The following is a 14,393-nucleotide window of genomic DNA, read 5'->3' as shown; positions in this document are numbered from 1 at the left end:
CGTTCTCGCCCAGATTCGTTAGAATCCCCGCTATGCTCGAGAACATTTCACCCCCGTTGGATCGTGACCAATTGATCATGCAAGCCGCTGCGCTGGCCGATCATTTACACCGTGCGGGCGTTCAGTGGATGCCGCGGCCGAATGAACAAGCCGTCCAAGAGCTGAAGACGCGGCTGTTTTCGCCAAATGCGGAAGCGGAGGGAGCCGGAAATGCAGCGGCCTCGACGATGGAGGCACCGGGGGCCGGCACGCAAACCCCTGTGAGTCGTCCTGATTCGGCATCACTGTCTGCGGCAAACCCGTCTGCGGCAAAACCCACCCCCGCAAAGACGGTCCCCACAAAGTCAGCCCCTGCAACGACTTCCGCCCCCACCGCGGCAGGGGCGTCCCCCTTGCTTAACGCCGTCGCGAAGCCTTATCCCGGGGCCAGTTTACCGCTGGCTCAGCGTGAAAGTGAGCTCGTGGCATTGGCCAGCGAGGTCGCAGCCTGCCAAAAATGTTCACAACTCGCTCGCTGCCGAACCCACACCGTCTTTGGGGAAGGCAATGCGAACGCACGGGTGGTGTTCTTTGGCGAAGCTCCCGGTGCGGACGAAGATCGCGAAGCTCGCCCGTTTGTGGGCAAGGCCGGAGAGTTGCTCACCAAGATGATCCAAGCGTGTAAGTTCTCGCGTGACGATGTCTACATCCTTAACACCGTGAAATGCCGCCCCCCCGGTAATCGGAATCCCGACCCCGAAGAAATTGCGAATTGCCGCCCCTACTTTGAGAAACAGATTGAACTGATTCGGCCCGAGTACATCGTCTGCCTCGGTGCGGTCAGCGGCCAAGCACTGTTGGACAGTAAGCTTTCGGTGGGCCGTCTTCGCGGCCGTTTCCATCCGTATTTTGATAGCAAAGTTGTGGTGACCTATCACCCTGCCTACTTGCTACGAAACCCTGCGGCGAAGAAAGCGGCCTGGGATGATCTACAAATGATGCTCCGCGATGCTGGCTTGTTGTAATCGGCGAATTTCTTTCCCCTGTTTTCGCATGCCGAATCATCTGTAGGACGGCAAAGGGCCTGAATTGCACTGTTTGCTAGCATTTGCGTGAGGATTTTCCCTCTTGACCGATTGGATTTGATGGGAACAATTCTTCTTCAACGGTGAAGCGGAGGACTGCTTTTCCGAGTGGCAAAGGATTTGCCCTGAAACCTTCATCATCGCCATGTGCAGGGAGGCCATCATGCGTCATGCGGCCAAATCTTCGTTCGTTTTGAATGCGAAGTCTTCTGAGACCGTCAAGGATTCTGAGAGCACCAAGGATGCGAGCCCCGCTCAAGCCGAGTCGTATTCGCTGGCTCACTTGATTCCCAATGCAAGATTCTTCGCAGGCAGCGACGTCGTTTTTTCGGAGATCGCCGAAAGCGTGCAAGCAGCTCAGACGGGCGAGTTGGTGGTCTATCACATTGGTGAAGAGGAACCAACCGCATTTATCGCAGATGCCTTGGCACGTGGGGTCGCGGGGATTTTGACCGAACAAATTTTGCCTTGCCCGTTGCCGCAATGTGTGGTCGGCGATGTCGACTTGGCGTTGGCAGGATTCAATGCCAATCGACTCAATCGTCCCGACCGCCGCTTGTTAACGATCGGCGTTTACGGTTCGGCGGGCAAGACCGCCACGTCGTTGATGGTTTCTCAGTTGCTTCGCAACATTGGGCTCCGCACCTCCTACCAAACCGACCTCGGGTCATGTGATGGGATCGTGCAATCGACAGCGTCCGAGGGCGTTCCCGCGGCGGCGCCGTTGGTCCAGTGGCTTGCGGATTGCTGTGACGCGGGGGCAAAAACCGCGGTCATCGAATTGGCTGAAATCGATGCCAAGCACGGTCGTTACGATGCAATCGAATTTGATTTGCTGATCATCACCGGATCTCCGCTGGACGACGACGATTTTGGCCCTTCGGGATTGCAATGCGTGCTCGACCGGATGACGCAAAGCGGAGTCGTGGTTGTCTCGGCCGATTCTCCAGCGGTGCTTCGCATCGTTCAGGACCATGGTGCAAACACCTTCACCTACGGGGTACGTAAAGCCGCAGACGTGACGGCAAAATTGATCGAACAAGAATGCGGCATGTCCACGTTGCTGGTGACCAATGAATCCGTCACCGCGGCAATGGAAACCCCGTTGTGTGGTGCCGCGATGGCAGCGAACCATGTGGCCGCCGCAGCGATTGGGATTTTATTGAATCAACCCCTTCAAGAAGTGGTTGAGCATCTCGGCAAGCTACGCGAGATTCCGGGGCGGATGCAATGTTTAAGCTCGTTTGCCGCGGCCGATGTGATTATCGATGCAGCTGATTCGCCCGAGCGAATTGGATCATCCCTGCGTGCGGCGCGTTCGATGAAACAGCCTGGTGGACGGCTGTGGTGCGTGATGTCCGTGGATCCCAACGAAGATCCTTTGCAACTTGCACTCTCGGGCAACCATCTCGAGCGATTTTGTGACCAGTCGATCGTAACTTGTAACGCCGATTCGAAAGAGCATTTTCTGCGTGCTTCGCATGCCGTGCTCGATGGCGTCGAGGATTGTGCCCTGGTGCGTTTGGTTGCCAATGATCGCCGTGCGATCCAATGGGCGATCTCTGCAGCCTCACCACGCGATACGATTTTGTGGGTCGGTGGTATCCAGCGAAGCGGGGCGAAACAGGAACGCGAGCGGATTCAAGAAATCTGCGACTGGGTTTCTGCGGCCCAAGACACCCGCCAAGAAAAAACGCAAACGCAGACGCAACCAGCCCGTACGGAGCGCACGACCGGCATTCCATTCATGAATGGCCACCCGATGATCTTGCCAATGTTCAAAAGTTAACTCGGTGTGCCCTTGAGTGCACCGCGACGAACGTCGAAGACGGCATTGCGAACGTCACTTTTTCAGCCTGCACGTTTTTCCTAACCCGACGTGTCCGTTTTGAAGTTGCGCGATTGCAGTTTTGCCTGAGGAGTTTTAACCCGACGCGTTAGCGAGGGACCGAGTCAATCTCGTAATTCCCTCGCATCCGCGTCGCGGTGTGAAAAACACGCGATTTCAAAACGGACGCGTCGGGGTGTGATTCGCTAAGAGAACGGCAAGCTTTTTAAAGTTCGATGGGGACGCGTTGGATTGCGTTAGCAAGCGCCGCGGTCAGCGTTTGCTTTCGTTTTTCTTGCCAGCGCGTATAGCGATTGTTAATCTCGATCTCGAGTCCCAGGTACCTTGGCGAAGGGTACTGTGTTCTCAAGTGCGTGGTGAGTCCGTCGTCAATACCAAGGTACGGTTCGTTATGGCGCACCCGCAGACGCAGTCTTTCAAATTCAGGACCGCTTAATTCAGAGCTGCGAAACGCAAGGCGGGTGACAACCTGTTCGCTAAACCGGCTCTCTTCGCGGCGGTTCGGATCGTACAAAATGCCGAGATCCAGCGGACGATGCGTGCCGCGAAATCGAGGCGTAAATGTATGGACCGAAAGATGAACGACTCGGTTGGATGATTCCAGCAGCGATCGGATCTTGCCCTCCACTTGCGTGCGGTAGGGATGGTAGTGCTCGCTCAGTAACGACGCTCGTTCCTCAGCGGATAACCGCGACGAGTATTTGGAAAATAGCTGGGGATGGTGGAGTGAGCGATTCAGATCCACCAGCAATCGAGTCGTTTGCGAGGCGATGATTTCCGCATCAAGTGCGGCGGACAACTCTCTGCCAATCTGCAACGATCCGGGGTCGTATCCACGATGGCTGATCAGATCGCGTTTCGCGCCGGGCGACGAAAAGAGGCCCGCATAAGCTCGCGGGATATCGTTTCCGCCATGCTCGCAGGTAATCAGGAAGCAATTCTCACTCATGGCAAAAGCGGTTGCCATTGTTGCAAGCAATCGGCGACTTGGTCATACGCATCCAGCAACCCTTCGGGAGACAAGGAGTCTCCGATCAAATTGAGCATGCGAGTCGACAACGTGCCGTGTTCCAGGATGATCGTCAACGGAGCCATTAAACTGTCGAGCGTCGGGTCCTCCGCTCGCAGCGTTTGGACCAAGTGTTGCCAAAGATCGCCGCTACGTATCGAGTGATCGGAGATTCCGAACTGTCGCAAGAATTCCTGGTCTTCGATGATCGTGTTTTCGGCACGGATGGAGCACTCGGTGAGTAGGGCTCGGAGCCGATCGGTGGGCATCTGCTTTTGCGCTTCGGTCGATGTCCATTTTTGTTGTGTGAGTGCGCGTAGCACCGCGACTACGGCGGCGCAGATCGAAACGTCCGCGGCCGGATACTCTTGCACGTCCATGACGCGGAGTTCCACCGAACCGCGATCAAATCGTGCGATCGCACCACGCGCATTCAGGAACTCGCACTGCAGGGAGTCCCCCGTGGCCAACGGTTTAATCGCGGCGGCAATCGGTGCAAAAATTTCGCGTCGATAAGTGGCTTCGTCAAAGATTGGTTCCGGAATGATCGGCCCCGTCATCACGGGGACACGGTCGCAATGGGCCATGTACATCTTCATTCGCGTCGAATGCCATCCGCTGATCTGAGCATCCACGATCGGGGAGCTCGCGGCCAACGCGGGCAGCAGCGGCAGGACCAATCGCACCGCAGCGTGCAGTTTTGCGAATTGCTCGTCACCGTCAAACGGCACATTGAGGTGCACGCTTTGCACGTTGGCCCAGCCATGCGAATTGCAATTGAAGATGTGGTGGTACTGTTTGTAGATCTCGCCATACTCGTGCGGCCACAGTTGGGTTTCCTTGGTAGGGTTCATCCAAGGGTGCATGGACGTCGGCAATAAACGCAAACCAAGCTTTTCCAAGCTGGGCTCAATCGCCCTTAGTGCGTGCTCGAATTGAGCCGGCAGTCGAACCAGATTGGCGATCGGATCGGTGTTCTTTAGTTCAATGACGTGCAGCGCCAACTCGTTGGACCATGTGCAAAGTCTCTCGCTAAAGTCTGAGGGAAAGTGACCGGGCATCGCGTGGCTGAGCGATTGTAACACGCGGTCCGCACTGCTTCGCACCGACAATGTTTCGCGATCGACAATGACGTATTCCAGTTCGACGCCAAAGGCCTCAAAAAGTTGCCGTTTGCTTGCTGCACTCATTGAGCATGTTCTCCCGCTTTGCGACGTTCAATGCGTCTCAGGAATGATTCCATGATTCTGCGATACAACTCTTCGCGTAGGATGGCATCTTCCACCCCAGAGTCGAGATTGGGATTGTCGTTGACTTCGATGACATAGAATTTACCGTCGCTTTCTTTGACATCGACGCCGTACAATCCATCGCCGATCAGGTTGGCGGCCTTGACCGCAGTGCTAACCGCACGCCGTGGCGCCAATTCGATCGGCAACGTTTCCGCTTTTCCGAAGGTTTGTTTTCCTTCGTCTTCATACTTGGCAATTTGCCAATGCCCGCGAGCCATGTGGTACTTGCTGGCAAAAAAAGCGCGTCCGTCGAGGACGCCGATTCGCCAATCGAAATCGGTTTGCATGAATTGTTGAGCGATCACTAATTCGGAATGGGAAAACATTTCCTCTAGTTTTTCTGCCAATTCGGCTTCCGTTTCTGCCTTGGTCACCCCTTTCGAAAAAGCGCTGTCGGGACGTTTTAGTACACAAGGCAATCCGATCGCCGAGATGATTTGATCGGCGTTGCCGCGATGGATCACGATGGTCTTGGGGACATCGATTTTTGCTTTATCGAGGATTTCCGCGAGATACACCTTGTTGGTGCAGCGGATAATCGACTGTGGATCATCCATCACCACGAGCCCTTCACGCTCGGCCCAGCGTGCTAGACGATAGGTGTGGTGATTGACCGCCGTGGTTTCGCGAATGAACAACGCGTCGAATTCCAGCAGCCGTCCGGCGTCTTCGCGGGTCAGCAGCTCGGCGCGAATGCCGACCGAGGCCGCCGCTTTGATCATTTTTTGAAGCGATTTAGAGTCCGACGGGGCGAGCTCCTTTTCGTCGGGATTGTGCAGGATTGCTAAATCGTAACGAAGCGAGCTTTTCTTGCTTCGCGCCGCGCCGCGACCGGCGAAGTGCAATTCGGCTTGCCGGGCGACAAACGGCCAATGGGCTGGCGGGACCGACTTGATGCCGATCACTTCGGCTCGGCGAAGTCGCCATTTTTCTTTGCGACGTGAAAATTGGAATCGCAATAAGGGACACGGGAACGTATTGAACAGCTCTCGTGCTAAGCGGTCGTAGCGTTTGGCCAAGTTACGCCCAAAGTAGACGCTCAGCTCAAATTCGTCTTTTGTCAGCGGGGCAAACGCATGTTGAATCAACTCATCCAACTCGGGCGACAGCAAGCGCACGTTGGCTTTGCCCGCTAGGTCTTGGATCGCGGTGACGTTGGGCATCGGGCGATGCCCTCGAGCTTCTGCTAATAGCGAAACGTAGTAACCGAAGCTTTGGTAACGGTAGGAGCGAGCGAGGTTGTAAACCTTGATCCCACGGCGACGGTTCCAACGCGGGTCGGTCAAGTATTCACGAGGGTCCACGACCTCGACCCCCTCGATCGCTTCAATCCAGCCTGCTTGCGATTCCGTCACGATCACGTCAGACATTTGCGAAAGCCTTTCCTGGGGAGCGATGATTCCGTGGTCGGATCATCAATAGGTTTGCATCGTACGTGGCGATGCCAAGCAAAATGGCCGCCGCGACTTGGGACAAAGGAGCGGTGTAGAGGTGAGTCGACGCGATGGGATTATTTTGCAGCGGGTCGGCTAACATGACTTGCCCGGTTTGACCGTCGTAGCCGTACATCACCACAAAGTGTCCGACCGGCTCGCCCCCTACGTCGTCGGAAACGCCGGTACGCCCGGATTCGTCGCGAATTTGATAACGTTCTCGCGCCTCTTGGTACAGGAACGTCGCGCTCAGCCCGCTCAACAGTGGCACGCCGGCGACCAGCGTGCGGACGATTAGATTTTCTTCGAGCGGTTCCATTTGGACTTGGCCACCGAGTTCCAAGAAACGCAAATATGATTCCGTCGCGATTTCAAATCGTTCGTCGTTACTCATCTTGGCCTCGCATTGCGCGATCAACTTCTCAGGCAAGTTGACTCGGCCTGGGGGAAACCAAGTGGGGTCAAAAAATTGAAGGTTGTACGTCACGATCGTGGCGTCATAACCGCGAGTGAGCGCATGACACGCCAACTGAACCGCCAACGTTCCGCCGCGGGTGAATTGGCCGATTTCACGGATCACTTGGTCCAACGAAATGTCGTCTTTCCAGTAATTGTAGACCGCATGCAGGCACGTCGGACCACAATCGGAATCACTCGGTTGAGCAAGGATGCTCAGCGGTAAGTGATGAAATGGTGGAGTGATCAAATGTTGCGAACCTCGTTGCCGCCTTTGTAGTTGACTTGGTACATGTCGGTGCGTCGGTCACGCCAATTGGTGACGTTGCCTTGTTCTCGGTGACGACGCAACAGTTCCAAGTCGACATCGTGGATGATCACCATTTCGACGTTTGCGTTCGCTTCGGCACCGATCGCATCGCGCGCAAAGGTGACATCGGCGGGAGTGAAAATTGCCGATTGAGCGTAATGGATATCCGCGTTTTCAACGAACGGCAAATTGCCGGTACAGCCTGCGATCGCGACGTAGAAATGGTTCTCGATGCAGCGGGCTTGAGCGCAAAGCCGAACGCGTAGGTAGCCCAGTCGCGTGTCGGTGTTGAACGGCACAAACATCATGTTCGCACCCCGCTCGGCGGCGATCCGTGAGACTTCGGGGAATTCACAGTCGTAGCAGATTTGGATCGAGATGGGGCCGCAATCGGTATCAAAGACCTCGACCTTGTCGCCCCCCGTGACGCCCCACCAACGACGTTCGCTAGGGGTGATATGCAATTTGTATTGCTTCTCGATACTGCCATCGCGGCGGAACAAGTAAGAGATGTTGTAGAGCGTGTCGTCTTCGACAACGAAATGCGAACCCCCAATGATGTTCGTGTTAAACGAAATCGCCATTTCGGTGAACAGTTCAAGGTACTGGGGCGTGAACTCCGAAAGCGCTCGCGCGGCGCTGCCCGGACGTTGGGGTGGCAAACAGGACAACAGTTGCAGCGTGAACAGTTCGGGGAACAACAGGAAGTCACATTTGTAATCGCCTGCGACGTCGACGAAGTAGCGTGCTTGGTGAGCAAATTCTTCAAAATCCTTCACCGCACGCATTTGATATTGAACCGCACCAATGCGAACCGGTTCCACGCTGTGGCGATAACGCCGCGTCGGCGTGCGGTTGTGATCGAGATTTTTCCACTCCAAGAACGTCGCGTACCCTGCACTTTCGACGTCGGACGGCAAGTAGTTGGGGATCAAGCCTTGCAGCGCAAAACCGTTGGCGAGCTGGGCGGTCAAGACAGGGTCAAAGATCGCCTTTTCCACCACTCGCTCGATGTATTCCCGGGCGCTCAGCTCGTCGGCGTGCTTGTGGTAACCGGGGATGCGGCCCGCGATAATCATGCGAGCCACGTTCATACGGCGGCAAACATCTTTGCGAGCTTGGTACAAGCGACGTGACAAACGCATGCCTCGAAAATCGGGATCGACCATGATCTCGATTCCGTACATCGTATCCCCGCCGGGAACGTGGTTGCGAATGAAGCCGCCATCGGCCACCTTTTGCCAATTGTGCCACTCGAGATTGTCGTCGTAGTGGACCAGCAGACTGCTGCACGAGGCGATGACTTTGCCGTCGCACTCCACAACAAATTGGCCTTCGGGGAACCGTTCTAATTGGCTTTCAATCTGCTCGAGCGTCCACATCGGCATGCCGGGAAAGCACTTCGCTTGGATGGCGAGCAACGCATCCAGGTCCGCGATCGTGGTCGGGCGAACGGCCAGATTCCATTCAAACTTTGACAAATCGAGTTCATCGGATTCTTCGGCGCCTCGGGACGGAATTGACTTCGAATGGTTTTCTCCGCGGGCGTAGTCGTTCACGTATTCGGTCTCTTTCGCTTCTCGGGAGGATTCGGTGGAATGATGGGGCGCTGCAGTGATTTCAATCAGAAAAATAGCGTGCTTTGGCGAATCATATCCACCGCGGACGTTTGGACGAGTGGTCAATCGCGAACTTTAGAAAAGATTTTCCTCTCGATTTCAAAGGCGACTTCTTCGTACAAGATTCGCAATTCGAGGCAGCTTGATTTTTGGGGTGCGGTTTGTCAGAACCTTGGCGCTCTGGGGAACCGCGTCGCCCTTGCTGTTTACGCCACTTAGACCACTCGCTTTTCACGTTGATGTCAATGTTTTTTGGTTCCAACGCGTCGTCGGTAACGAGATCGAATCTCCGGGCGAGTCTCGTCGACGGAGCAAGTTATGGAGTGATGGTGGGGCTGGGGGAAACCTATTTTGCCGCCTTCGCGTTGGCGATCGGCCTTGGCGAAGTTGCCGCAGGTTTGGTTGGCAGCGTTCCGCTATTCTTTGGCGGAATGGCGCAGTTGATTTCCCCTGCAGCCGTGCGATGGTTCGGATTGGAACAACGTTGGGTCGTTTTCTGTGGCACGCTGCAAGCGGCCAGCCTGATTCCGATCGCGATCGCGGCCATGTTCGGTTCGATTTCATTGTTGTGGTTGTTGGTCTTCGCCTCGCTGTACTGGGCTTCTGGTTTGGCAACCGGACCGGCGTGGAATACCTGGATCGAGAGGGTTGTCCCCTCACGCTTACGCATTAGCTATTTCGCTCGTCGAACTAAGTGGGCGCAAGCGACCACCTTGGCTGGACTAGTCGGTGGCGGCATGCTGCTGCAGCTGGCTGAACAGGGCGACTGGGTTACGATCGGGTTTGCGATCGCCTTTTTTGGGGCCAGCTTGTTTCGCTTTTTATCCGTAGCCATGCTCGCGATGCACCGAACCGAGGTGCGGGCAGATGCGAACATTGTTTCGCAATCGGGAGCATCGTTTGGTTTGCCAGCGGACTCAGATTCTACAGCGGACTCCGTTAGTAATGCGGACTCGGATAGTGCAGCGGGCTCGGATAGTGCAGCGGATTCGGATGAGAAAGCGAAGCCGCAACGGGGAGCCGCAGAGACGGGGACGCCCCCCTCCTCTATTGGCATTTCTGCGATCCGCTTGCTCGGCTACCTCGTGTTGGTGCAAGGGATGGTTCAGCTCAGTGGGCCTTATTTCTCACCCTACATGCTCGAAAAGTTGTCGCTGTCCTATCGTGATTTCGTGACGTTGCTTGCAATCACGTTTGTTTCCAAGGTGCTTGCCCTGTCGTTTTGGGGGAATTTCAGTCGCCGGTACGGTGCGAAGCGATTGTTATGGACCGGTGGCATCGGCATCGTTCCGATTGCTTCGTTGTGGATTGTGTCGAGCAATTTTTGGTGGCTCGCGATCATCCAAATGCTCAGCGGAGTGGTGTGGGCGGCTTATGAGCTCGGTTTCTTTCTGTTGATCTTTGACGCGGTGCCTGTCAGCCGAAGAACCAAAATGCTGACGCTCTATAACTTCGCCAACTGCACCGCATGGTGCGGCGGTGCTGCGATCGGAGGCGGGGTTTTGGCCTACTTTGGTGCCAGCCAAGAAGCTTACTGGATCCTGTTCGGAATATCGTCGATCGGGCGTTTCTGCGCTCTCGGATTGCTGTTGGGAATTCAGCCGGGGCGAAGACTGGTCTCAAGGGTGCGAGTGCGTGTGCTTGGGGTTCGGCCCAATGGAGCGTTTCTCGATTCCCCGGTACTACCAACGCTCCAGCGGCGTTCGAGTACGGCGGCGATGCTTGCGACGAAGGCCGATTAGCGAGATTCGCGTGCCAGCAATCCAGTTGAGAACACTGGCTTGGCCCGCTGTGATGGGCAACGCTAGCGTTGCCGAACATCGGTGAACGGTGGCCGCCAACTTGGCGCCAACGAAGCGTCGTCGATGTTCACCCCCGCTTCGACTTGCCCGCGATGGTTTAGCCAAGGGTGATCCGGAATTCCATCGAGCGATGAAAGCGACAGGAATTGGACCCGCCCATCTTCGTACAGGACGTTGATGCCAAAGCCGCTGTGCCCCATGCTTTGCGGCTGAGTTTCCGCACCGCTAAAGCGGAGGGTCGGCGCGTCGGACATCACCGCAAACGAGGACCGTGATTCGAATTTTGGCGACTCAAATTGTTGTCCATCCACCACGCCCAGGGTGTAGGCATAATGGCCACCCGCCAATCGCTGGATCTCTTTTAGCCGGTCGATCGACGCTTCGTGCAATGTTTTGACCGAGGCGAATTCATTCGGGCTCTCGATCGCAACGTCAAGTTCCTCGGGGCGACCGAGCGATGCACACCAGCGTCCTGGGCCATCCCCAAGAAGTCCGGCATCGTTGAGACGCATGAAGTACACCCCGGCGAACGCTTCGGGCCCTTCCTTGGCCACCGCGGGTAAGCGGTTTTGGTGATCCCGGGAAACGTACTGAGTCAGCGCCGTTCCAAATTGGCGGAGTTGGTCCTGGCAGGCAATTTTTCGAGCTTCAAAACGACCTTCCACCAAGGATGGCAAAAGCAAGGCCAGCAGAATTGCGGTCGCCAAGGCGCCGCCAACCCAGTCGAGCCAAGTGAAGGGAGCGTGTCGCGAAGGGTCGACGCCGTTGCCACTATTCATCGCAGGCAGGGTGACTTGGTCTTCCTCCGAGACGCGATCAACGTCGGCGAAGACAACGGGATCAGGGGCGTTCTCGCCGGGTTTGGGCAGCGGGGGGAGGTTCGCCAACGTCCGGGAAACCAGCCCTTGGGGAGGGCTCTCGGGGGGCTGGTAGTGCTCTTCGAGCGGACGCAAGGCGCGCTCGATCTGTTCGAGTTCGCGACGCGCTGCGGGGCTTTCCTGGAGCAACTTGGCCACACGATCCATCTCGTGCGGCTCAAGGGCGCCTAGCAAATAACCGAGCAAGTCTTCGTGCATCAACTTTCAACACTGGTTTGAAATCACGGGATCAACGAGACCATAACGGCTCGAATCATTCTTCGTGTTCTACGCGCGTGCTGCGCATGTGGTTCGACGTTTTGACGAACCGTGTCGCTGGTTGATCGAGAATTTACTCGCTTCGTTCTTCGTGAGACTCTTCCCACAAAATGCCCAAACGCTGAACCGCCGCATGCAGGCGACTCTTCACCGTTCCGACCGGAATCCCCAAAATGTCCGCAGCTTCGCGGTACTTTAAACCTTGGTAGTAAACCAAATTGATGACCTGTTGCATCGATTCGCCAAGGCTCTCGACGGAATGGTTTACCCAGCGGCTGTTCTCTTCTTGCGCCGCCGCGACGTGAGGATCAGGGGTGTCCCCCACTAACTTTTCCGACCAACTGCCCGAACGCTCATCTTTCTCGTTGCTGTTGTTGCGATCCAGGCTGACCATGCGGTGCCGCTTGTTTCGTCGTTGCGCGTCAATCGCTTGATTCGTCGCAATCGCGTACAGCCAAGGACGGAATCGTCGAGACGAATCGAATTGCTGACATTTTAGGTGGACCTGTAAAAAGGTCCCCTGGAATGCGTCCTCGGCGATCTCGGAATTGCCGACGTAGCGTCGTAAATAACTGAATATCTCACGCTCGTAACGTTGAATTAACGTCTCGAAAATGCTGCGGTCACCCGAGCTTTGATACTGCGTGATCAGTCCCTCGTCGGAAACGTCGCAGATCGCCTCTCGACTTTCAATCGCGGGGGCAGGTGTCTTGGTTGTCATCTGAAAAGGCCTTCCGTTGATGGAGATGGAGGCAAAAAAACATCAATGAAAACTATATAATTCGCTCTGCAATGAAGGACGTACTCAGTATACAGGAAACATAATCGCCCTTGGGAGCCGGTGGAGGAGAATAATGAGACGTCGTTGAGTGATCCAGCTCCCTCCTCTTCTAGTATCCCAGGATTTTCGATGTGGTCAAAGCGATTTTCATCGGATCTTAACCGGAATAGCCCTGTGGGGAGGTGTCGCTTGTGCCTATTAAGCGGGGTTTGATGGAAATGCTAGCTAGCGGTTTGTGATTTGATAATTCGCATGCGTTAATTTTGAAGTGACGGGTATTAGGAATCGTCCCGTTTAGTGCTGCATTACAGCTAGGAAATTAGGGTCGAGCGTGCTGGGCGAGGCAACGGGGGGATCGCAAAAAAGGAACGAACGGGGGTTCGTCGCCTTGTCCACTACGCGAAAAGCGAGGGGTAACAACGCATAAGCGGTAAACCAATGCCGTCCATTCCCGTTGCCAACCGAAAAAAAGAGGGGGGCGATCGGGCTGTCGAGAAATCGGCAAGGCACGAGTGCGCCGGGCTAGCTAGCTTGCTGCGTTATGAGGCCCGCTGCGTGCTTGTCCGGTTCAGCTTGCCGCTCGCCAAAACGCGTTATTCGTGCGGTGGCGTGTTGAAGATGCGGTCGCCAGCATCCCCCAGCCCCGGCACGATGAACGATTGTTCGTTCAATTCCGGATCGACCGTGGCGACGTAAAGTTTGACATCGGGGAAATCGCGTTGCACTCGATCGATGCCGGGCTGGGCAGCAATGATGCTGAGCACTCGGATTTCAGCAACACCCCAACTTTTCAGTCGACGAATGACCATTTCGACTGAGCCGCCCGTCGCGAGCATCGGGTCAAGCACTAGGGCGGTGTGTGGTGCACCCCCGTCGGGAAGTTTGTCGTAGTAGCCGACCGGTTCTGCGGTTTCTTCATTGCGGTACAGCCCCAGATGCCAAACGGTGGCGTCGGGCAACAGATCCTGTAGCGGAGCGACCATGCCGAGTCCCGCTCGCAAAATCGGGACCAACCCGATCGGAGAGGCGAGTTGTTGGCAATTCGCGTCGGCGATTGGCGTTTGAATCACCGTGGATCGCGTCGGCAGGTCTGCGGTGGCATAGACTCCGACCAGCACAGCCAAACGGCCGACGGCGGCTCGGAATTCACTGCACGGGGTCGCCTTGTCCCGCACCGTGCAAAGATGGTGCGCCGCCAACGGATGGTCGATTTTGGTCAGTTGGCTCACGGCAGCATCGTCCTCGTTCTAGGTCCGTCAACAACAAGCGGTGAGGACGCTAAGGGAGGTCGCCCGCGACGCGATTCGTATTTGCCGCGAGGCAATCACCGAAGCGGATGGAGTGGGATTCGAACCCACGGTAGAGTTACCCCTACGGCAGTTTTCAAGACTGCTGCCTTCGACCACTCGGCCACCCATCCTGCGTAGCTTTAGACTCTACCAAACCCCAACCGTGGACGAAACCGAGGTTGGCCGGTTCCCGACGCAGAATTTTTTGTTGCCTTCGCTTTTAGTGCCCCGTGTCAAGGTAAGCCCGTGTCAAGGCAACCCAATGTCAAGGCGAGCCCGTGTCAAGGCAACCCAAAGTCAAGGCAAGCCAATGTCGAGGCAAGGAGGCCCCGTGTCGAGGCAAGGGGGCGGTC

General features: G+C 56.0%; 11 protein-coding genes and 1 tRNA gene. 3 read left to right on the top strand and 9 right to left on the bottom strand.

The window, feature by feature from the left end; all coding sequences use genetic code 11:
* The first annotated feature begins 32 nt into the window (after positions 1 to 32).
* Positions 33 to 1,004, top strand: a complete 972-nt coding sequence (locus Pla52o_RS21885) for a uracil-DNA glycosylase (RefSeq protein WP_146596764.1) — start codon at positions 33 to 35, stop codon at positions 1,002 to 1,004.
* Between the two features lie 223 nt (positions 1,005 to 1,227).
* Positions 1,228 to 2,853 (top strand): Mur ligase family protein, encoded by a 1,626-nt coding sequence (locus Pla52o_RS21880; protein WP_197169421.1) that lies wholly within the window; start codon positions 1,228 to 1,230, stop codon positions 2,851 to 2,853.
* A gap of 265 nt (positions 2,854 to 3,118) precedes the next feature.
* On the opposite strand, the gene Pla52o_RS21875 is transcribed toward Pla52o_RS21880, so the two are convergent.
* The 5 genes from Pla52o_RS21875 to Pla52o_RS21855 are packed head-to-tail and all read right to left on the bottom strand — an operon-like array spanning position 3,119 to position 8,933.
* Positions 3,119 to 3,862, bottom strand: a complete 744-nt coding sequence (locus Pla52o_RS21875) for an N-formylglutamate amidohydrolase (RefSeq protein ID WP_146596762.1) — start codon at positions 3,860 to 3,862, stop codon at positions 3,119 to 3,121.
* Positions 3,859 to 5,112: a glutamate-cysteine ligase family protein gene (locus Pla52o_RS21870; RefSeq protein WP_146596761.1), complete on the bottom strand. Its 1,254-nt coding sequence runs from the start codon at positions 5,110 to 5,112 to the stop codon at positions 3,859 to 3,861. Before Pla52o_RS21870 ends, Pla52o_RS21875 begins: the two co-directional genes overlap by 4 nt.
* The gene (locus Pla52o_RS21865) at positions 5,109 to 6,584 is read right to left on the bottom strand and encodes a RimK family protein (protein ID WP_146596760.1); all 1,476 of its coding nucleotides are present in this window, start codon (positions 6,582 to 6,584) and stop codon (positions 5,109 to 5,111) included. Before Pla52o_RS21865 ends, Pla52o_RS21870 begins: the two co-directional genes overlap by 4 nt.
* Positions 6,577 to 7,353, bottom strand: a complete 777-nt coding sequence (locus tag Pla52o_RS21860) for a cysteine peptidase family C39 domain-containing protein (protein ID WP_146596759.1) — start codon at positions 7,351 to 7,353, stop codon at positions 6,577 to 6,579. The genes Pla52o_RS21865 and Pla52o_RS21860 overlap by 8 nt, the downstream gene beginning before the upstream one ends.
* Entirely contained in the window at positions 7,350 to 8,933 is a 1,584-nt protein-coding gene (locus Pla52o_RS21855; protein ID WP_146596829.1) for a bifunctional GNAT family N-acetyltransferase/carbon-nitrogen hydrolase family protein, read from the bottom strand. The genes Pla52o_RS21860 and Pla52o_RS21855 overlap by 4 nt, the downstream gene beginning before the upstream one ends.
* A gap of 344 nt (positions 8,934 to 9,277) precedes the next feature.
* Here Pla52o_RS21855 and Pla52o_RS27735 point away from each other — a divergent pair, with 344 nt between their 5' ends.
* Positions 9,278 to 10,774, top strand: a complete 1,497-nt coding sequence (locus Pla52o_RS27735) for an MFS transporter (protein ID WP_146596758.1) — start codon at positions 9,278 to 9,280, stop codon at positions 10,772 to 10,774.
* A 62-nt stretch (positions 10,775 to 10,836) separates the two neighbouring features.
* Here Pla52o_RS27735 and Pla52o_RS21845 read toward each other — a convergent pair whose 3' ends face one another.
* The 4 genes from Pla52o_RS21845 to Pla52o_RS21830 form a co-directional block, all read right to left on the bottom strand.
* Complete coding sequence (locus Pla52o_RS21845; RefSeq protein WP_449289964.1) at positions 10,837 to 11,913, bottom strand: anti-sigma factor family protein; 1,077 nt, start codon at positions 11,911 to 11,913, stop codon at positions 10,837 to 10,839.
* A 130-nt stretch (positions 11,914 to 12,043) separates the two neighbouring features.
* Positions 12,044 to 12,691 carry an RNA polymerase sigma factor gene (locus tag Pla52o_RS21840; protein ID WP_146596756.1) on the bottom strand — a complete coding sequence of 216 codons (648 nt, stop codon included), beginning with the start codon at positions 12,689 to 12,691 and terminating at the stop codon, positions 12,044 to 12,046.
* Positions 12,692 to 13,344: 653 nt separating this feature from the next.
* Positions 13,345 to 13,980 carry a uracil phosphoribosyltransferase gene (gene upp / locus Pla52o_RS21835; RefSeq protein ID WP_146596755.1) on the bottom strand — a complete coding sequence of 212 codons (636 nt, stop codon included), beginning with the start codon at positions 13,978 to 13,980 and terminating at the stop codon, positions 13,345 to 13,347.
* A 104-nt stretch (positions 13,981 to 14,084) separates the two neighbouring features.
* Positions 14,085 to 14,171, bottom strand: a tRNA-Ser gene (locus tag Pla52o_RS21830).
* Positions 14,172 to 14,393: the final 222 nt, after the last annotated feature.

This window comes from Novipirellula galeiformis, from assembly GCF_007860095.1.
Lineage (GTDB): Bacteria > Planctomycetota > Planctomycetia > Pirellulales > Pirellulaceae > Novipirellula > Novipirellula galeiformis.
Note: the sequence above shows the minus strand (reverse complement) of the source record. Positions and strands in the feature narration are given on the sequence as shown.

What these genes read in the sequence shown, in the direction of transcription:
- Pla52o_RS21885 (WP_146596764.1), top strand. Translation starts at nt 33, where the DNA reads ATGCTCGAGAACATTTCACCCCCGTTGGATCGTGACCAATTGATCATG.
- Pla52o_RS21880 (WP_197169421.1), top strand. Translation starts at nt 1,228, where the DNA reads ATGCGTCATGCGGCCAAATCTTCGTTCGTTTTGAATGCGAAGTCTTCT.
- Pla52o_RS21875 (WP_146596762.1), bottom strand. Translation starts at nt 3,862, where the DNA reads ATGAGTGAGAATTGCTTCCTGATTACCTGCGAGCATGGCGGAAACGAT.
- Pla52o_RS21870 (WP_146596761.1), bottom strand. Translation starts at nt 5,112, where the DNA reads ATGAGTGCAGCAAGCAAACGGCAACTTTTTGAGGCCTTTGGCGTCGAA.
- Pla52o_RS21865 (WP_146596760.1), bottom strand. Translation starts at nt 6,584, where the DNA reads ATGTCTGACGTGATCGTGACGGAATCGCAAGCAGGCTGGATTGAAGCG.
- Pla52o_RS27735 (WP_146596758.1), top strand. Translation starts at nt 9,278, where the DNA reads ATGTTTTTTGGTTCCAACGCGTCGTCGGTAACGAGATCGAATCTCCGG.
- Pla52o_RS21840 (WP_146596756.1), bottom strand. Translation starts at nt 12,691, where the DNA reads ATGACAACCAAGACACCTGCCCCCGCGATTGAAAGTCGAGAGGCGATC.